The sequence below is a fragment of the Vibrio halioticoli NBRC 102217 genome, assembly GCF_000496695.1.
In the GTDB taxonomy this organism is placed as follows: Bacteria; Pseudomonadota; Gammaproteobacteria; order Enterobacterales; family Vibrionaceae; genus Vibrio; species Vibrio halioticoli.
This window is the reverse complement of record NZ_BAUJ01000028.1, coordinates 49412-68059: the sequence shown is the minus strand read 5'-3', so window position 1 is coordinate 68059 and position 18648 is coordinate 49412. Positions and strand designations below refer to the sequence as shown.

The 18648-nt window shown below is 42.4% G+C and carries 15 protein-coding genes and 1 tRNA gene; 7 read left to right on the top strand and 9 right to left on the bottom strand.

All coding sequences use genetic code 11. The features are described from left to right. Positions 1-58 precede the first annotated feature (58 nt). The 4 genes from VHA01S_RS09915 to nspC all read left to right on the top strand — a co-directional run bounded on the left by VHA01S_RS09915 (position 59) and on the right by nspC (position 6043). Positions 59-134, top strand: a tRNA-Gly gene (locus VHA01S_RS09915). Between the two features lie 546 nt (positions 135-680). Continuing rightward, positions 681-3572, top strand: coding sequence for a pyridoxal phosphate-dependent class III aminotransferase (locus tag VHA01S_RS09910; protein ID WP_023404221.1), 2892 nt, complete (start codon positions 681-683; stop codon positions 3570-3572). A 12-nt stretch (positions 3573-3584) separates the two neighbouring features. Next, positions 3585-4832 (top strand): carboxynorspermidine synthase, encoded by a 1248-nt coding sequence (locus VHA01S_RS09905; protein ID WP_021713158.1) that lies wholly within the window; start codon positions 3585-3587, stop codon positions 4830-4832. A gap of 80 nt (positions 4833-4912) precedes the next feature. Beyond that, entirely contained in the window at positions 4913-6043 is a 1131-nt protein-coding gene (nspC, locus tag VHA01S_RS09900; protein WP_023404220.1) for a carboxynorspermidine decarboxylase, read from the top strand. Positions 6044-6150: 107 nt separating this feature from the next. On the opposite strand, the gene VHA01S_RS09895 is transcribed toward nspC, so the two are convergent. Then, positions 6151-6666: a glycine cleavage system transcriptional repressor gene (locus VHA01S_RS09895; protein WP_023404219.1), complete on the bottom strand. Its 516-nt coding sequence runs from the start codon at positions 6664-6666 to the stop codon at positions 6151-6153. Positions 6667-6937: 271 nt separating this feature from the next. On the opposite strand from VHA01S_RS09895, the gene fabV reads away from it, so the two are divergent. Further along, complete coding sequence (fabV, locus tag VHA01S_RS09890) at positions 6938-8140, top strand: enoyl-ACP reductase FabV (RefSeq protein ID WP_023404218.1); 1203 nt, start codon at positions 6938-6940, stop codon at positions 8138-8140. A gap of 224 nt (positions 8141-8364) precedes the next feature. Here the strand turns inward: fabV and VHA01S_RS09885 are convergent, their stop codons facing one another. Beyond that, a complete protein-coding gene (locus tag VHA01S_RS09885) occupies positions 8365-8628 on the bottom strand; it encodes a GrxA family glutaredoxin (RefSeq protein WP_023404217.1) in 264 nt (87 codons plus the stop codon). Between the two features lie 262 nt (positions 8629-8890). Between VHA01S_RS09885 and VHA01S_RS09880 the strand changes: the two genes are divergently transcribed. Further along, positions 8891-10090, top strand: coding sequence for an iron-containing alcohol dehydrogenase (locus VHA01S_RS09880; RefSeq protein ID WP_023404216.1), 1200 nt, complete (start codon positions 8891-8893; stop codon positions 10088-10090). A 143-nt stretch (positions 10091-10233) separates the two neighbouring features. Here the strand turns inward: VHA01S_RS09880 and VHA01S_RS09875 are convergent, their stop codons facing one another. From VHA01S_RS09875 to VHA01S_RS09860, 4 genes are all read right to left on the bottom strand, one after another. Next, complete coding sequence (locus tag VHA01S_RS09875; RefSeq protein ID WP_023404215.1) at positions 10234-11085, bottom strand: MurR/RpiR family transcriptional regulator; 852 nt, start codon at positions 11083-11085, stop codon at positions 10234-10236. Between the two features lie 232 nt (positions 11086-11317). Continuing rightward, positions 11318-12967 carry a pyridoxal-dependent aspartate 1-decarboxylase PanP gene (gene panP, locus VHA01S_RS09870; RefSeq protein WP_023404214.1) on the bottom strand — a complete coding sequence of 550 codons (1650 nt, stop codon included), beginning with the start codon at positions 12965-12967 and terminating at the stop codon, positions 11318-11320. Between the two features lie 106 nt (positions 12968-13073). Continuing rightward, a complete protein-coding gene (locus VHA01S_RS09865; protein WP_023404213.1) occupies positions 13074-13589 on the bottom strand; it encodes a hypothetical protein in 516 nt (171 codons plus the stop codon). 112 nt (positions 13590-13701) lie between these two features. Beyond that, positions 13702-14607: a LysO family transporter gene (locus VHA01S_RS09860; protein WP_023404212.1), complete on the bottom strand. Its 906-nt coding sequence runs from the start codon at positions 14605-14607 to the stop codon at positions 13702-13704. 327 nt (positions 14608-14934) lie between these two features. Here VHA01S_RS09860 and VHA01S_RS09855 point away from each other — a divergent pair, with 327 nt between their 5' ends. Then, positions 14935-15555 carry a TfoX/Sxy family DNA transformation protein gene (locus VHA01S_RS09855; RefSeq protein ID WP_152821063.1) on the top strand — a complete coding sequence of 207 codons (621 nt, stop codon included), beginning with the start codon at positions 14935-14937 and terminating at the stop codon, positions 15553-15555. Positions 15556-15738: 183 nt separating this feature from the next. Here the strand turns inward: VHA01S_RS09855 and VHA01S_RS09850 are convergent, their stop codons facing one another. The 3 genes from VHA01S_RS09850 to VHA01S_RS09835 form a co-directional block, all read right to left on the bottom strand. After that, entirely contained in the window at positions 15739-16842 is a 1104-nt protein-coding gene (locus VHA01S_RS09850) for a phosphoribosylaminoimidazolesuccinocarboxamide synthase (RefSeq protein WP_023404210.1), read from the bottom strand. 138 nt (positions 16843-16980) lie between these two features. Next, positions 16981-17355, bottom strand: a complete 375-nt coding sequence (locus VHA01S_RS09845) for a hypothetical protein (RefSeq protein ID WP_023404209.1) — start codon at positions 17353-17355, stop codon at positions 16981-16983. A 490-nt stretch (positions 17356-17845) separates the two neighbouring features. Next, entirely contained in the window at positions 17846-18529 is a 684-nt protein-coding gene (locus VHA01S_RS09835) for a DUF2786 domain-containing protein (RefSeq protein WP_021713171.1), read from the bottom strand. Between the last annotated feature and the right edge of the window lie 119 nt (positions 18530-18648).

The window sequence follows — 18648 nt, the reverse complement described above, 5'->3', positions numbered from 1 at the left end:
TAAGTCAGTTACTACTTTAAAGTAACTAGGATTCATAAGAGTTCTGTAAAAGAAAAATGCGACACTAGCTCAGTTGGTAGAGCGCAACCTTGCCAAGGTTGAGGTCACGAGTTCGAACCTCGTGTGTCGCTCCAATATAAGAAAGCCTTAGCAGCAATGCTAAGGCTTTTTTGTTTGTGTCGTTTTGATAGCAAGATGTCAGTTTATGTAAGCGTAAGGGCTGAAATATTGCTAGTGAAACATTTTGAAAACAAATTAAGTGCATATTTTGACTGTTTTGCGTGTTGGGTATTGCTAAATGCCTATTTTCTTGATAAATTCCCGCGCAATCTCAGAGTGCTCTGAGGGACACGCGTAATAACCATCCTGAGCTGATTGTGATATTACGTAGGGTAGGTATCAAACGAACGTCGTTTGATAGATGGGAATAACCATGTCAGTGATGACATAGCGATAGGCAACCCAACATGAATCAATCAAATCTGATAATCAGCTTTAAACTTCCGGCTTACGATATCGTAACTGAGCCTTGATCCGTCAATTCTGACAGTTCACCCCAATGTAATTATATTCTTAATGTCTCTTATTTAGAGAGGCTTGCGTACACTAAATCAATATCACTTTAGATCAGAAATTTTCTCAAGATCTAGGGTAATGATTACTTCAATTTAGGTAAACTTATGAGTTCTGCATTTGAATTTGAAATGTCGGCGGCGAATGCTGCTTTTTCAAGTGATGTTCCTATTGTTGATGGTATTTATGACCTCACACCGGATCAAATGTTAATTGATCAAGCTGAGCACGAATCTGAAGTTCGTTCTTATCCTCGTCGTATTCCTCTTGCCATTAAACGCGCGTATGGCGCACTAGTGGAAGATACACGTGGACAACTGTTTTTAGATTGTTTAGCGGGTGCGGGTACATTAGCACTTGGCTACAATCACCCAGAAATTAACACAGCTCTAAAAGAGCAATTAGAAAGTGGCTTGCCATATCAAACCCTTGATATCACAACTCAAGCTAAAGACACTTTCATTAAACGTGTTAAAGCCTTCTTACCTGAAGAGTTTGCTAGAAATTCAGCCATACAGTTTTGCGGTCCTTCTGGCGCAGACGCGGTAGAAGCAGCTATTAAGCTGGCCAAGCAAACCACTGGACGCAACACAGTGTTTGCATTTCGCGGTGCATACCACGGCATGACAAACGGCACTATGGGTATGATGGGTAACCTGAATACAAAAGCGCGTCGCACTGGCTTAATGTCAGACGTACACTTTATGCCATTTCCATACAATCTACGCTGCCCATTTGGCTTAGGCGGAGAAGCGGGCGCAAAAGCCAGCATTCGTTACATTGAGCGTCTGCTTAATGATGATGAAGCGGGCATCATGAAACCAGCGGCAATTTTTGTCGAACCTGTGCAAGGCGAGGGTGGCGTTATTCCTGCTCCTGCTTCTTGGCTACGTGAATTGCGTCGCATTTGTGATGAGCACCAAATTCTATTGGTATTGGATGAAATCCAATGTGGCGTTGGTAAAACCGGTTATCGTTTTGCTTTTGAAGAAGCGGGCATTAACCCTGATATCTTGTGCCTTTCTAAGGCTATTGGCGGCGGCCTGCCAATGTCGTTGTTGGTATTTAAGAAAGAAAACGACACTTGGAATGCCGGTGAGCACACGGGAACATTCCGTGGTAACCAACTGGCAATGGTTACAGGCGCAAAAGCGCTAGAAATCATCGAACGTGATAAGTTGGTTGAGCATGCCGCGACAGCAGGTCAGTACCTACGTGAAGGGCTAGAAGCAATTCAACAGCGGGTTAACTGTATTGCAGAAGTGCGCGGTAAAGGCTTGATGTTAGGCGTTGAAATTGCAAAAGCCAATGGCGAGCGCAACAAATTTGATGAACGCGCCTCTGATGGCGACTTAACCCTAGCGATTCAACGCGCGGCGCTTGAGCGTGGCTTAATTGTTGAAAAGGGCGGTCGTGACGGCAGCGTAATTCGTTTCTTGCCACCTTTGATTATCTCTTACGCACAAATCGATTTTGCCTTGCAAACTCTTGAGCAAGCTATTTTGGCTGCGGGCGGTTCTTACGTTGATCCTGAGCCGACCAACAAGCAGTGGCAAAAACACTTTGTACACACTGGCGCTGAAGGCGCAAATGAATTTGCCAAAGTGATGCACCACACTGTGGATGCAATGAAAACGGTTTTTGAAGCGATTGATAGCCCTTATTCAGGCATGAAACCGCAAGAGTTAGAAGCGAAAATCAACCAAGTTGACCTAAACAGCGGTAATCAAGCGTTAACCGAGGTTGTGGATAATGCTTCGGATTTAGTGGCGAAAAACTCTATTATTGTGCAGCACCCAAACTGTATTGCGCACCTGCATACACCACCGCTGATGCCTTCAATTGCCGCAGAAACCATGATTGCAGCGTTAAACCAATCTATGGATTCTTGGGACCAAGCTTCTGCTGCGACTTATGTTGAGCAAAAAGTAGTGGATTGGCTGTGTGAGCAATATCAAATGGGCGCAAGCTCTGATGGCGTATTTACCAGCGGCGGCACTCAAAGCAATCAAATGGGTTTATTACTCGCACGTGATTGGTTTGCAGATGTGACAAGCAAGCACTCTATACAGAAGCTAGGCAACCCTGATTACGCCGATAAACTGCGCATCATCTGCTCTGATAAATCGCACTTTACGGTACAAAAATCAGCGGCGTGGATGGGACTGGGCGAAAAGTCGGTCATCTGCGTAGACACCTTTGCTGATGGTACTATGGATACTGAAGCACTGGCTGAAACCATCGCTAAAGCAAAACAAGATGGCTTAATGCCATTTGCGCTAGTGGCAACGGCGGGTACGACCGATCATGGCGCGATTGATGACATCAATGCGATGGCGAAAATTGCCAGTGATGAAAACCTTTGGCTACATGTCGACAGTGCCTATGGCGGCGCTCTGATTTTGAGCAGTCATAAAGAGCGTCTGCAAGGCATTGAAAAAGCCGATTCAGTATCGGTGGATTTCCACAAGCTGTTTTATCAAACTATTAGCTGTGGTTCATTGCTAGTCAAAGATAAAGCCAACTTTAAGTACTTGCTTCATCATGCCGATTATCTAAACCGTGAACACGATGAGTTGCCAAATCTCGTGGATAAAACCATGGCGACCACTAAACGTTTTGACGCGCTAAAAGTGTATATGACCATGCAAAATGTGGGTCCTAAAGCACTGGGTGAAATGGTTGATCATCTTTTAGAGCAAACTCAGCAAGTTGCGAAAATGGTTCAACAACATGAAATGTTTGAACTTCTTGCCACACCCGCGCTTTCAACCGTGCTATTGCGTTGCAAGCATGTGGATGCTGAGCGTCTGGATACGCTGAATCAAAAAGTGCGTATTGAAGCCTTAGTTCGCGGCGTGGCAGTATTGGGCGAGACTGTTGTTGATGGGCATAGTGCTCTGAAATTTACCATCTTGAACCCGTGTCTGACTCTGTCAGATTTTGAAACCCTATTAAATAACATTGATAAGCTAGCGGTAGAGCTAGCGGCACAGTAAAGGAAATATAAAATGGCTGTTTTACAAATTGGCGCTGGTGGCGTTGGTTGGGTAGTTGCGCATAAAGCGGCGCAGAACAATGAAGTGCTAGGTGATATTACCATCGCGTCTCGCACTATTGCTAAATGTGACAAAATCATTGAATCGATCAAAGGCAAAAACAACCTTAAAGATCCTACTAAAAAGCTAGAATCACGCGCTGTAGACGCTGACGATGTTGCCGCTTTAGTTGCGCTTATCAATGACGTAAAACCCGATCTTGTGATTAACGCCGGTCCTCCGTGGGTGAACATCACTATCATGGAAGCGTGTCTACAAGCGAAAGTGTCTTACCTAGATACTTCGGTTGCGGTTGACCTATGCTCAGAAGGCCAGCAAGTACCTCAAGCGTACGATTGGCAGTGGGGCTTCCGTGACAAATTTAAGGAAGCGGGCATCACGGGTATTCTTGGCGCAGGTTTTGATCCAGGTGTAGTAAGCATCTTTGCCGCGCACGCGGTAAAACATCTGTTTGATGAAATCGATACTATCGACGTAATGGATGTAAACGCAGGCGATCACGGCAAGAAGTTTGCCACCAACTTTGATCCTGAAACCAACATGCTTGAAATCCAAGGCGATTCTTTCTACTGGGAAAATGGCGAGTGGAAACAAGTTGGCTGTCACGAGCGTATGTTTGAGTTTGATTTCCCGTTAGTGGGCAAGCACAAAGTGTACTCTATGGCGCATGATGAAGTGCGTTCAATGCAAGAGTTCATCCCGGCTAAGCGCATCGAATTTTGGATGGGCTTTGGTGATGCTTACCTAAACTACTTTAACTGTATGCGTGACATCGGTCTGCTTAGCCCAGATCCGCTAACGCTGCACGACGGTACGGTTGTTCAGCCGCTGCATGTACTAAAAGCCATGCTACCAGATCCAACGTCTCTAGCACCGGGTTACACAGGTAAAACTTGTATCGGTACTTGGGTTCGCGGTACTAAAGATGGCAAGCCTCGCGGCGTGTTTATCTACAACAACGCCGATCATGAAGTGGCGTACGAAGATGTTGAACATCAAGCTATCTCATACACCACAGGCGTACCAGCCATTACTGCAGCTCTACAATATTTCCGTGGCAAATGGGCAGAAGCGGGCGTGTTTAACATGGAACAGCTAGACCCAGATCCGTTCCTAGAAACTATGCCAGAGATTGGTCTAGACTGGCACGTACAAGAGTTGGATCCTGAGCAAGCACCGGACATTCAAATCCTTAAATAGAGTTTGAATCTAGAGTCTAATTTCTAATCTTAAAGCCAGTATTTATACTGGCTTTATTAGCTTAATGAGTGAACGAATTGATGAGCCATTCACAATTGCAAACCCCTTACTTCATGATTGATGAAGCTAAGCTGATTCAAAACCTTGAAACCGCTAAGAAGCTCAAAGAGTTATCGGGCGTGAAACTGGTTTTAGCGCTTAAATGCTTCTCTACGTGGGGCGTATTCGACATTATTAAACCTTACCTAGATGGCACTACTAGTAGCGGCCCCTACGAGGTTAAGCTTGGTCATGAAACCTTTGGCGGAGAAACTCACGCTTACAGCGTAGGTTACACCGCACAAGACGTTTTAGAGGTGGCGGATATTGCAGACAAACTGATTTTTAACTCGCAAAGTCAGTTAGCGCATTATCGACACTTAGTTGAGGGCAAAGCTTCTCTAGGACTACGTCTTAATCCGGGCGTGAGCGTAGCAGGACAAGATTTAGCAAACCCAGCACGAAAGTATTCACGTTTAGGCGTACAAGCGGCGCACATCGACGCACAAGTATTTGATGCACTAGATGGTGTGATGTTCCATATGAACTGCGAAAACAAAAGCGCAGACTCATTTGTGGCCTTACTGGACTCAATCTCTGAGCAGTTTGGACAATACCTAGACAAAATGCAGTGGGTCAGCTTAGGTGGCGGCGTGTTCTTCACTTGGCCGGGCTATGAGCTAGAAAAATTGGCGGCTGCACTGAAAGCTTTTGCCGAAAAGCATGGCGTACAGTTATATCTTGAGCCGGGTGAGGCGATTATCACTAAAACAACCGATTTGGTCGTGACAGTGGTTGATATTGTCGAAAACGAAAAGAAAACCGCTATTGTCGATTCGGCCACCGAAGCGCATCGTTTAGATACCTTAATTTATGATGAACCTGCGTCAATTTTAGAAGCCACTGATGGCGCGCCACATCACTATGTGATTGGCTCGTGCTCATGTTTAGCGGGCGACCAGTTCTGCGAAACACAATTTGCTGAGCCGTTACAGATTGGTCAGCGTCTACATATCTTAGACAGTGCTGGCTATACCATGGTGAAACTGAACTGGTTTAATGGCATTAAGATGCCATCCATTTATTGCCAGCGTAGCAGTGGGGAAGTGGTCAAGCTCAATGAGTTTGGTTACGCCGATTTTAAACGTTCACTCTCGCAGTGGTCCGTTTAAAACGTCTGATAACTGTATGAAATTAAAATAAAAAAAGCTCGCTAAATATAGCGAGCTTTTTGTTTGATACGTATTTCATTTCACTGTAAATACGCTAAATGAGTCACCTAAGCGTTAATGATAACCTTAGTATCTTCGCTTAGTGATTCCAGTTCACGAGTCACATCTTTTAGACCTAACGCCGCTGGCAGTTTAAGTGCTAGTTGCGCGGTGAATAGGCTGGCGCTAATACCGCTACCACCACCTGCAATAAATACACGTTGACAGTCCATATCTAAAATAGTGACGTCTTGTTTATCTAAGATGTGTGTAATTTCGTTAACGATACCTGCTCGGTCATTAGCGTTGACACGTAATGAGAAGATGTCGTTTTCATCGTGCAGTGATGCGTCAGCATCGGCAAATTGGCAAGTGAGATTTTCAGTACTTGAAAATGCATCTTTTACAATTTGTGCGTTTTCTAGTGGTAGGTCGATTTTAATTACACCAGCAACTTGGTGTTCGATAAAGTTAACTTTGCTGAGTAACCATTTGCCGTTGTTCTCGTGCGTGACTGAAGAAAGACGCTTGATAGTCGAAGGCGAAGCTGTGCCGATAAAGTTTACGATAAATGTAGTTTGCATAGAATTTCCCTCTACAGTTTTGATAAGCCTATGGAAATCAGAACTAATTTAATTGATGCTTCTAGTTTAGAAAACAATATTTATACTTGCATGATATCAATCAAACATTTAGTCAGATATCCATTTTATGGTGAGAACTTAGATCTAGATTTTGATTATATTGCTCATAAGTGCTCCAACCACTAACGATTAATGGCAGATCTTCTATAAATAGGGTGAGATTTTGCGAAGAACCTTTTATGCTACGCAAGTTAATTTAAGGAAGTGAATAATGATCATAAAACCTCGAATTCGTGGATTTATCTGTACCACAACACACCCAGTGGGCTGTGAAGCTAACGTAAAAGAACAAATTGCTTATACAAAAGCACAAGGCCCAATTGCTAACGCACCAAAACGTGTATTAGTTGTCGGCTCTTCAAGTGGCTATGGCTTATCTTCTCGTATCGCGGCAGCTTTTGGCGGCGGCGCATCGACTATTGGTGTTTTCTTTGAGAAAGCAGGAACGGAAAAGAAACCTGGCACCGCAGGCTTTTACAATGCCGCAGCGTTTGACAAGCTAGCACATGCAGAAGGCTTATACTCAAAAAGCTTAAATGGCGATGCTTTCTCTAACGAAGCTAAGCAAAAAACCATCGATCTTATCAAACAAGACCTTGGTCAAATTGATATGGTGGTTTACTCACTGGCATCTCCAGTACGTAAAATGCCAGAAACAGGTGAGGTGATTCGTTCTTCACTAAAACCGATTGGTGATACTTACACATCAACGGCAGTAGATACTAATAAAGACCAAATTATCGAAGCGAGCATTGAGCCTGCTACAGAGCAAGAGATTGCAGATACTGTAACGGTAATGGGCGGCGAAGATTGGGAATTGTGGATCAATACTCTTTCTGAAGCCGGCGTATTGGCTGACGGTTGTAAGACAGTTGCCTATAGCTACATTGGTACTGAGCTAACATGGCCAATCTACTGGGACGGCGCATTAGGCCGTGCCAAAATGGATCTAGACCGTGCATCGACAGCACTCAATGAAAAACTGTCTGCAACAGGCGGCACAGCAAACGTAGCGGTACTTAAATCTGTTGTAACGCAAGCAAGCTCGGCGATTCCAGTAATGCCACTGTACATTGCAATGGTATTTAAGAAAATGCGTGAAGAGGGCGTACACGAAGGTTGTATGCAACAAATCTATCGCATGTTTAGCCAACGTCTATATAAAGCAGACGGCAGCGCAGCAGAAGTTGATGAAAGCAATCGCCTTCGTCTTGATGACTGGGAATTGCGTGAAGATATTCAGCAACATTGTCGCGATCTATGGCCTCAAATTACTTCTGAGAACATCAGAGACCTGACTGATTACCAAGAATACAAAGATGAGTTCTTGAGCTTGTTTGGTTTTGGTATCGATGGTGTTGATTACGAAGCGGACGTTGATACGCTTGTTGATTTTGATGTGATTGATATCTAATCCGTAGTCATTCTGTTTTGTAAAACATCTATATTGTTAAAAGCCTCTATAAACAAAAGTTTATAGAGGCTTTTTTATTATGTATTTTTCTGTCGAATAACCAAGCAATCTGACTATGATTGCCATAAATAACAGACAAAAAAATGAAGGCGCTATGGCCTTCATCTTGAATCAATATATTAGGGTGTGTTGCTTGCTAACTTTCAGTGTGAGCAAAAAGTAACTTAAGCGTATAGCCCTAGGTTTTCTTTAGCGTAAGCTTCAAATTCTGTGCAGCCACCAATGTGATCTTGGTCGATGAAGATTTGAGGAACAGTTTCAACAGGCTTACCTACTGTTTTCTCAAGATCGGCTTTAGAAATGCCTTCTGCATGAATATCAACGTAACGGTAATTAAAATCCGTACGGTTTTCCTTTAGTTCTTCTGCAATCTCTTTTGCACGAACACAGTATGGACAAGCAGGGCGACCAAAAATAACGACAAACATAAAACTCTCCTTTTCAATACTAGAACTATGCCTTAAGCGTTTAACGAAATAAAGAAGAAATTGCCTACTAGAGTGATAGGTAAAAACTATCAAACATTCTTGCCATGATAATCGGTAAAAAGAGAAGTTAAACAAAACGCAAATTTGAAAATATTGTAAACTAAATGTAGCGATTTAAATCTTTGATTTCACATGAGATAAGCAGTGGCAATGCAGCCGTCTGTGAATAGCTCGGGATTTAGACTTTAAAAAGGATGTTTGTATGTTTCAGTTTATGACGACGTCACGGATCGTATTTGGGGAAGGGACTCTTCAATCATCACTTTCCACTCTTAATCAGTTTGGTTATAGCGTTTTGCTGGTGACTGGAAAAGATCTCACTCGCTCTGCCATGATTACTCAGTATTTAAAAAGCCAACTGATGCGCTACCATCACTTTTCTGTTAGCAATGAACCTAATATCGCAATGGTGGAAGAGGCTGCTGTGGTGGCCCGTCGCTTTAAGCCGGATATGGTGGTGGCAATGGGCGGAGGCAGCGTGATTGATATGGGTAAGGCGCTGGCAGCGATGACCACTAACGGAGGCGATCTTTACGATTATGTGGAAGTTGTCGGGCGAAATGTGCCAATTAAGTTTGCTCCGCTGCCTATGATAGCCATTCCAACAACAGCAGGTTCGGGCGCTGAAGTGACAAAACATGCGGTGCTTAAATCTGGGCAAGATAAGGTCAAAGTCAGCCTAAGATCGCCGGAATTACTGCCAGATGTCGCCATTGTTGATCCTACGCTCACTTATGGTACCGATCTTGCGACTTCAGGGCGTGGGGCTATGGATGCGTTTACGCACTTGATGGAAGCTTACGTGTGTGGTGAACCTAATCCACTCACTGATATGATTTGTGAAGAAGGATTACGTCGTCTTTCGCGCTCTATTCTGGCTGCTTGTCGACAAGATAATCCGCGCGCACGGGCAGATTTGTCTTTTGCTGCCATGCTTGGCGGTATGGCAAGCACCAACGCTAAGCTGGGTGCGGCGCATGGTTTAGCTTCGGCATTAGGCGGGAAAATCAACGCGCCGCACAGCGTGATCACCGCAAGGCTAGCACCGTTTGTGATGCATGAAAACATGCGCGTAGCAAAGCAAAGTGGTCGTAATGATGTGTTAGCTCGCTATCGTAAGGTTGCACAGTTGGTCACGGGCGATGAAGAAGCGCATCGAGATGATGGGGTTGCTTGGGTCAACAATATGCTGAAGCAGTTGGAAGTGCCTACATTGTCTTATTTTGGCGATTGTGATGCGTCATACAATGACATTGCTTCTGATGCATTAAAGTCGGTGGCGATTAAAGGTAATCCATTACCGCTGACTCAAGATAGGCTGGTGGAAGTGTTGAGCTCGGTATATACGCAGAGTCATGCGCAAAAATACCGTCAGCAAGATGATCTATCTGAGATGATTTAATCGCTGCATTTTACCTTGATGCATTTTAGCTAGATACAAAAAATGCGCGATTTCGAATGCTTATTGAGCTAGTACAGCTTAAGTATTTGAAATGGCGCATTTATCTGTTTTCGTTGATGTTTAATTCTAGAACAGGTTAAACGTTAAATTTCGCCTTTATCAAAGCGCGACTCACGCAAGGTCTCTTTTACGCGTTTTAAGTTGTCTCTAAAGCCACTACCACGGCGTAAGGTAAATCCTGTTGCTAACACATCAATGATGGTCATTTGTACCACACGGCTCGCCATTGGCATATACACGTCGGTATCCTCAGACACATCAAGAGTAATGGTAAGCGAGACTGCTTTATCAAGAGGGGAATTCTTAGCCGTAATTGCGATGACCGTTGCGCCGTTATCACGAGCAAGATGGGCAATTTCAATCAGGCTTTTAGTACGTCCTGTGTGAGAAATTAACACTACCACATCGTTGTCGGTGCTATTGATGCAGCTCATACGTTGCATGACCGGATCATCAAAGCGCGTAATCGGAATATTAAAGCGAATAAACTTATTTTGCGCGTCTTTAGCCACGGCAGAAGAGGCACCTTGCCCGAAAAATGAGATGCGTTTGGCTTGAGTCAGCAAATCGACAGCACGATTAATTTGTTGTGCGTCTAAGCTACTTTTTGCCACATCTAAGCAAGCCATGGTCGATTCAAAGATTTTATGAGTGTACGCATCCGGTCCGTCTGTTTCTTCAACATTACGGCTTACGTAGGGCGTACCATTGGCTAAGCTCTGCGCTAAGTGCAATTTAAAGTCGGGAAAACCTTTAGTATCTAAGCGACGGCAAAAACGGTTTACGGTTGGCTCACTGACATCGGCAAGTTTCGCAAGTGTTGCGATACTTGAGTGAATAGCTGTCTGCGGATTCGCCATGATAACCTCAGCAACCTTCCTTTCGGACTTGCTGAAGTTGTCTAAATTTTTTTGTACTTTTTCTAAAGTATTCATGAAGTTGGCTTATCGGATAATTTGAATACGTGACTCAATAGTGAGACTGACGAGCGTGAAAACGAATAAAATCAGTATATACCGTTCTGTAGTCGTGTTGTAACAAAACAGAAACTTAATGACAAGTAATGCGTAATAATATGACAGGCTTCAAAGTTGAAGCAGTCAGTTAGCTTCTTTTAGGTACTAGATCGCATCAATTTAGCCAAAATGGCATACATGAGAAAATAAATTACAGTCCTGACTCAATAGCATCAACAACTGTGTTGATCTGTTTAGTGAGCGATGGAGCCGCTTTTGCTATTTCACGTTGTTCGTTAAGGATGTTATGCAGTATCTCTTTGGTAGTAAGAGGGTTTGCTAACACAACTCGGAAAACAATGGTCGTCATCTTGTCCCACTTCTTAGGAGTAAGGGTAGTACGAGATACGAACGATAACCCGTTTTCACGTTGATGTTTTTGAATAAACTGGGTTAATCCATTGATCAATTCGTTGAGTTTGTGTTTTTTCTTACCTGTAGCCTTGTGTAGCGCAGCTTTAACGTGTGGTGGTATGTAGCGATAGGTGAGTAGACACAGTTCAGGTTCTGTAACGAGCTCAAAATCAGATTGCTGGCTTATTAAATCCGCAAAGTAGCGAGCTTTATCTAAGCTGGCATTGATCAGTAACTCGTAACCTGGTCGGCTGATAATATGCATGCTTGAGTAAAGAAGCATCGCCATGCCTGAGCGAGAACCCTCTAGAGCATGACTGCCGAGATCTTTTGAACCTTTACGCAGAATATAGGCCGCATGATGTTCAATGCTGGCCATTGAGTGCGGGTCTTTAAATAGAACCATTCCCGCGCCCATAGGGATATACAGTTGCTTATGCGCATCAATAGTGACTGAGTCGGCCAGTTCAATACCCGCAAGTAAATCTCTGTGCTTATTGGACATCAGTGTTGCGCCGCCCCAAGCCGCATCTACGTGGAAGTGGCATTGGTGCTTTTGACAAATAGCGGCAATCTCGGCCAATGGATCGATATTACCGGTTTCGGTGGTGCCTGCGATGCCCACTACAGCGATAGTCTTGATTTTATTTTCTTCAAGTTCGTTGAGCTTAGCTTCTAAATCAGTCAAGCACACTTTATTGTGGTCATCGGTTTTAACGGGTACTAGGCTTTCACGACCAATACCCAGTACATCCGCCGCTTTTTTCAGTGAATAATGTCCACGTTCGGATACCACAATGGCAACGCCTTCGTAGTCATAATGTTTCAGCGCTTTAAAGATGCCTTGCTGTTCGATGCCACGGAATTCACCATCGGCAGGAAAGGCATTATTACGCGCCACCCATAAGGCTGTGATATTGGCGATAGTGCCGCCAGAACAAAATGCGCCTAAAGAGTGCTGTGCGCTATGCATCCAACGACTGTAAAACGCGTCATCTTGCGCGTATATAAGGTTATGTAACATCCCTAACACTTGGCGCTCTAATGGCGTAAAGGCCTTAGAGGTTTCAATTTTTACCAAGTTTTGATTGAGCGCTATCATAATTTTCGATAACGGCATCAAGTAATAGGGCAGTGCAGACGTCATGTGGCCGATAAAGCTTGGCGATGAGGTATGAACAGAGTGCGATACTAATGTATCAAGCAAGTGCTGGGTATGGTCAGAAACAAAAGTGGGTGTTTCTGGCAAAATGGATTGTCGAAAATCCTTTTCGATTTCACGAAGAGGCTTTTCTTCCGCAACGATATGTTCTTTTAGGAATTGATTCAGGTTTCCAGACAGGCTCTCCTCAATTTGAGTGAGCGTCGATTCTGGGCCCTCAGGAACAGTAAATATTCTGAGTAAGCTTTCGAAATTAACTTGTGCTGTTTTGTCCTGTGAAACCATATAACATGAATTTGTATTGCGGAAATTGCGAGACAATGTAATAAATTAATCGCTCAAAGTCTCGCATTATTTTTCATGTACTGATTTTATGGTTAAGAGTAAGGCATCAATGTGAGTTGCAATTCATAGCAACTACGTCCTCAATAGAATGGTTATAGCGATTTAACGCATGCTCTATTTTATTGGGATGACTGAGTAAATCAGCCAGTGCCGAGCGAAACTCATAATTTTGTGGGTGAGATTGCGCTTGTCGATATTGGAAACTTTGTTTAGCTAACTGGCCTAACTTATCATCACGATTAGACAGTGCTTTAATATCACTTTGAGTCAGCTGCAGCCAAGATTCGACATCTGATTCGGTGGAAACTTTGTTGGGCTCAGACTTTAAAAAGGTATGTACGGCTTCACGATTGAGTTCAAAGTGTTTTTTTCGACCGTCTACAAACCAATCACTGACTTCTTTGAGTTGCGGGTTGTCAGTGCTCGTAATAGTAGCAAGGTCTTGATACCAAGTAATTGAGGCATCAATATAAGTATCGTATTTTGTGATTTGGCACTCTGTGTTTGCAGCAAAGGCAAAAGCAGGTATAGCTGACATTAGTAAAACCAGCGTTTTGTTCATCGAATAATTCCCTGAGTTGATAGACTCTACGACAGTAGTCAAAGTAATTTAACAAAACTTATATTAATTACCTAAGTGTTCGATGATTGAATGTGAGCAAGCCCGCCAAATATTACATTCCCAATCCAGCAAAGCTAAGGATAAGAACAGGGACCAGTAGACTTAAGATAAAACCACTGACAATCGCCACAGGAACGCAACGTATACCACCTGTTTGTTGAATGATGGGTAATGTAAAGTCCATTGCGGTAGCGCCAGCGTAGCCAATAGCGGTACAAGGACGGCTTTTTATTAATAGCGGGATAAAGATAAGCGCCATTAATTCGCGAAGTAACTCTACTATCAGTGAGGCACTGCCGTACAAGGGGCCATAACTCTCTGTGATTAAAATGCCACTTAATGAATACCAGCCAAAGCCTGATGCCATTGCCAATCCTTGGCTTATAGGAAGGCCAAGTAGTAGCGCTGAAACAATACCGCCTAGCCAAGAGGTGATAATCACGACACCTGCGATAATCAAGCCATGTTTGTTGATGATGATCTCACGAAGTGTCAGGCCGCTATTTCTAAGTTGTATGCCGATTAAAAATAACAATCCGAATAACGTCCACTCACTCGCCGTATGCACCCAACTCCAATATCCGGGCAGTAATAAACCAATGCCAACACCAAGGGCTACAACAAACACCAATCGAACGGATTCGGATGCCATTTCTAATAACGGCAGTTTGTTTTTCCTGCCTTCTACTTGTAGTGGAAATTTAATGTCAACTAAAGGTAAAGCCAGTACGTTAAATATGCCCATGCTAATAAAAAAGCAAGTTGCCACTATGATGATCTGTTTTAGATTACCGCCTAAGTTTTCCATTCCCGCAATACTTAGACCCATTAAAAATAGAATGAATAAAACGGTGTAAGAGCAGATCTTGTTGATCTTACTTAAAATATGCGGTGTTTTAATTGAGATGAAGTATCCCACAATGAGTGGAATAAAAATGAATAATAACCCTAGTAACATGTTTGTTTAGATACTTTCCGGTGCAATTTAAGGGAGAATACACAGCACAATATGCTGTTATCTTTAGAAGATTCATCAGCTTACACTAATCCAATTCAACTGAAAATTATTAGAGTCCTTTTGCGTGCTGTAGTTAGCTAATTCACGCATAAATCACACTTTCTTTTCGATATATATCGCAAGTTCTCATACTTTTTGTAATTTCAATACTACTTATCGTACATAGACAACAGAATGCTTGACTGTAAAGCTTATTGAGTACACGACGGAGTGAGGTATGTAGGCTCTGAAATAAGATGGATAATGACTCAAGTGGAGACGATGATTATGGCTAGAAATGGAATTGCTGCTGTGATTGACAACATTCAACGTTTTGATGGATTAAACTCTCGTTCAATGTTTGGTGGCACGGGATATTTTATTGATGATGCCATGTTTTTATTGGTTCATGAAGGAAGGGCATACTTGCGCGGTGGTCCCGATTTAACCGATAAACTGATCGCTTTAGGCTGTAAACAGTTTAAGTTCCAAAAACGAATCGGCTGCGCTAGAGTTCAATATTACAACATTATGGATCTCTATTTTTCCGATCCGATTCAAACGCATTCTTTGTTTATTCAATCCATAGAAAATGCCAAAGTTGACAAAGACAGATGCCAACATTGTGATGAGCGCATTCGTGACTTACCCAACTTGCAACTGAGTATCGAAAGAATGTTAGCCAGAATAGACATTCAAGATGTCAGTGGATTGAGAACTATTGGCTCTAGCGAGTCGTTTCGTCGCCTGCAATCTATCTATGGTTTAGACCTAAACATTAATTTGTTGTGGAAATTAGAAGGTGCGATTCAAGGTGTGCATTTTTCTTTATTAGGCAATGCAATCAAAAATGATTTGCTAGGTAAAATATCGGTGAATGAAGTGGGTAGGGCATCACGTTTAAATTAAGTGCTTAGAATGATTGAATGAATAAAATAAAAGAAGCCGTCACTGTGGGTGACGGCTTCATGCTGTATGGCATTGCAACAGATAATGTTTATCGGTAAATTTAGTGCGCTTGATTGCGTACTTTGCTTTACCTACTCTGCTTTAGCCTACTTTCCTGAGTACTGTTAGTTTAGCGCACTTGGTTTAGTCAACTAGCGCGTAGTCTCTTGCCAATATTTCAACGATTTCGGCTTTAGGGTTCGCGCTTAGCTCAATTTTATTGCCAGTGATTTTCTCTGCAATACTGGTATAAGTTTCTGAAAGCTCCATCATTGCTGATAACGGCAGTTCATTATCGGTTGCTAAAGCGTTACGCTCTGTCATGCGATCTTTGTTAAGTAAGATATCAGGATCAGGGAAGTGGTTTAACAAGAACTGACGGAAGCCTTCTTTCGAGTTTTCGACAATAACACCATCATTGTAAGCGTCTTTATCCCAAATACGTGAAGAATCAGGTGTGCCTACTTCGTCCATATAAATGAGCTTTTCATTGCCTTTACTGTCAGTGACATAACCAAATTCAAATTTGGTGTCGACAAAGATCTGTCCAATTTTTGAAAGAGCGTTATCAATAACGTTAAAGCCTTCTTTCAGCAACACTTCGTAGCGATCGACATCTTGTGGCGCTTGGAAATTAAATGATGCGTAGTTATTGATCAGATCTTGGCGAGTAATATTCACATCGTCCACTTCAGGAACGTTAGGAATACCTTTTAAAATGCCTTTGGTGGAAGGAGTAATTAATAGATCGTCAAGTAATCCGTCTTTGATTAAGCCTTCAGGCAAGTCGATACCACAGAACGAACGCTCACCTTTTGAATAAGCACGCCACATTGAGCCTGTAATGTATTTACGGCAGATAGCTTCAACCATCACAGGTTTCGCTTTTTGCACGATCCACACTAGAGGGTGGGGAATATCAAGAATATGACTGTCTGCTAAACCATTATCTTTAAACAGTTTAAACCAATGATTAGAGATGGCGTTAAGCGCTGCTCCTTTGCCGGGAACCCCTTTTAGGTTTTGTTCACCGTGCCAGATACAATCAAATGCAGAGATGCGATCACTAATTACCATGATGGCTAAAGGAGCATCTTCGGAAACATCGTAGTTTTTTTCTTTGATTAAGCGGCGACTGTCTTCTTCAGTAAGCCAGTACACAGAGCGCACTTTACCACTGTGTACAGGTTTATCGGTGCGAATAGGCAAGTCATCGTTAACGTCTAATACTTGGTCAGCAAGATTCATAATTTATACCTAATAGGGTAAATACTGCTGAGAATAATACACAGATCATTTTCACTATTCCAATAGAAAAGCAAACGATTGCGCCTCGTCAATTTGACTTCGCTATTTTTACGCTCTGTATCTTAATAAATTGTTAATTTAATGAAGATATTGAGTGTTTGATGTTGAGAAAAAGACTTCACATCCGTGTTGCATAGCTAACTGCTGTAATTGTTTACGAGCAAAACTATCAATATCGCCACTGGCTACAATGGCACTGGCGTTGCCTAAAGTGATGGCTTTTGTCACCACTTCAATTTCGCTGCTCTTTATTGAAGGCCTTAGCTGAATGATTTTCTCACAATCGACACGGTATGATTGAAGATCTTTTAAGTCTGGAAGATGGGTTTGTGCAGTGAATAAAATCCATTTGTGAGCCGATGAAGCTTTAGCCAAACGTTCTAAGCTAGATGCTTGAAAAGAACGAGGTGAAAGATTTAAAGCGCTGCTATTATTCATTGGTTGAAAGTGCATTTACTGTATCTCCATACATACTGTATAGATAAACAGTAATACCTGTTCGGTTAAAGATCAAGCTTAGATAATGAAATTTTGGCAAAAAAAAACCCAACACTAAGTTGGGTTTGTTGTTTTCTCGAGGTCTCTATGCGTGTTGACGCTTCAACATTTCTTTTTGTGGTGTGACGCTTTCTTCATGGTTATAGCGCTTGATATCCAGTAGCGCAGTTTGTTTGCATGAGTCGCAACAACAGTTAACGTACCCGTCCATGTAAGTCAATTTTTCAACGAAAGCTAATTTTTTACACCAATCGCAATGTGAGAAAGTTTTTTTCATACTAATAACTACTCCATAAGTATTTGCTTTTGATACGACCTTTTATTCGAGACAGGCCAGTATCGATGGTTCGATCCTCGCCGAAAGGTTAAGATTATAATATTACACCATTGTGAATAAACTGTTGCATATTTGTTCTCATCAAGCGTTATTAAGGGAGAAATAGGATTATTTCAGCAGTTTTTTGGCTTGAGCCCCTTCAACAGGTCGGCTGACAGATAAAGTTCGACCTTTTTTCAAGCCAACTTCGTAATCCGCGGTAAGGTTTTTCATCGCTTCTTGAAGTTGCTTTTTAAAGGTTTCCCTATCTATATTTTCAAATTCTTTATCAATATAATTCTTAATTTTCTTATCGGATTCGTCATCTGGAGCAATGAGCGGTAATTTTTCCAGTGCTCCTTCAATCCAACCCGATAGAAACGAGTTAACTCGTTTGGTGACTTCGGATGAGGGTGTACCTGAACCGGCAAAGCTATTTCTAAACTTACCTGTGTGTTCATTCATTTCTCGATACACAACATCAAACGCAAACGCGGCAAAAATAGCACGATCGGCTTCACCGATAAATTCTACGCGTTTTAACCCTTTATGATTTAGCAATACCGCTTCTACACCAAATTTGGTATTAATGCCACGTATAACTCGTAAAATATTATTACCGACATTGCTAGGTAAAAGGTGAGAAGATTGAGTTTTCCCCATTTTGATAAACTCAATATCATCTTTTTCAAGACCATACTTGAGCATAAGGTTGTGTGCCATTTTAATGGCGTTTGCAGCCTCGTTGACGTTGGCTGAATTACCTAATTCAAGGCATTTTGCTATTTTTTTCAACGCTTTTTGCTTGTTCATACGTTCTCGGCATCACCAAAAGGGGGACACATTTTACTCCTTTTTCGCTCACTCTTAAAGAGTAAATGAACAGCATTCTCTATGATGGTTTTGATCATTTCTTAAATCATGTAAAGTGT

What these genes read in the sequence shown, in the direction of transcription:
- VHA01S_RS09880 (WP_023404216.1), top strand. Translation starts at nt 8,891, where the DNA reads ATGTTTCAGTTTATGACGACGTCACGGATCGTATTTGGGGAAGGGACT.
- VHA01S_RS09905 (WP_021713158.1), top strand. Translation starts at nt 3,585, where the DNA reads ATGGCTGTTTTACAAATTGGCGCTGGTGGCGTTGGTTGGGTAGTTGCG.
- VHA01S_RS09865 (WP_023404213.1), bottom strand. Translation starts at nt 13,589, where the DNA reads ATGAACAAAACGCTGGTTTTACTAATGTCAGCTATACCTGCTTTTGCC.
- VHA01S_RS09885 (WP_023404217.1), bottom strand. Translation starts at nt 8,628, where the DNA reads ATGTTTGTCGTTATTTTTGGTCGCCCTGCTTGTCCATACTGTGTTCGT.
- VHA01S_RS09835 (WP_021713171.1), bottom strand. Translation starts at nt 18,529, where the DNA reads ATGAACAAGCAAAAAGCGTTGAAAAAAATAGCAAAATGCCTTGAATTA.
- VHA01S_RS09895 (WP_023404219.1), bottom strand. Translation starts at nt 6,666, where the DNA reads ATGCAAACTACATTTATCGTAAACTTTATCGGCACAGCTTCGCCTTCG.
- VHA01S_RS09855 (WP_152821063.1), top strand. Translation starts at nt 14,935, where the DNA reads ATGGCTAGAAATGGAATTGCTGCTGTGATTGACAACATTCAACGTTTT.
- VHA01S_RS09910 (WP_023404221.1), top strand. Translation starts at nt 681, where the DNA reads ATGAGTTCTGCATTTGAATTTGAAATGTCGGCGGCGAATGCTGCTTTT.
- VHA01S_RS09845 (WP_023404209.1), bottom strand. Translation starts at nt 17,355, where the DNA reads ATGCACTTTCAACCAATGAATAATAGCAGCGCTTTAAATCTTTCACCT.
- fabV (WP_023404218.1), top strand. Translation starts at nt 6,938, where the DNA reads ATGATCATAAAACCTCGAATTCGTGGATTTATCTGTACCACAACACAC.
- VHA01S_RS09850 (WP_023404210.1), bottom strand. Translation starts at nt 16,842, where the DNA reads ATGAATCTTGCTGACCAAGTATTAGACGTTAACGATGACTTGCCTATT.
- VHA01S_RS09860 (WP_023404212.1), bottom strand. Translation starts at nt 14,607, where the DNA reads ATGTTACTAGGGTTATTATTCATTTTTATTCCACTCATTGTGGGATAC.
- VHA01S_RS09875 (WP_023404215.1), bottom strand. Translation starts at nt 11,085, where the DNA reads ATGAATACTTTAGAAAAAGTACAAAAAAATTTAGACAACTTCAGCAAG.
- panP (WP_023404214.1), bottom strand. Translation starts at nt 12,967, where the DNA reads ATGGTTTCACAGGACAAAACAGCACAAGTTAATTTCGAAAGCTTACTC.
- nspC (WP_023404220.1), top strand. Translation starts at nt 4,913, where the DNA reads ATGAGCCATTCACAATTGCAAACCCCTTACTTCATGATTGATGAAGCT.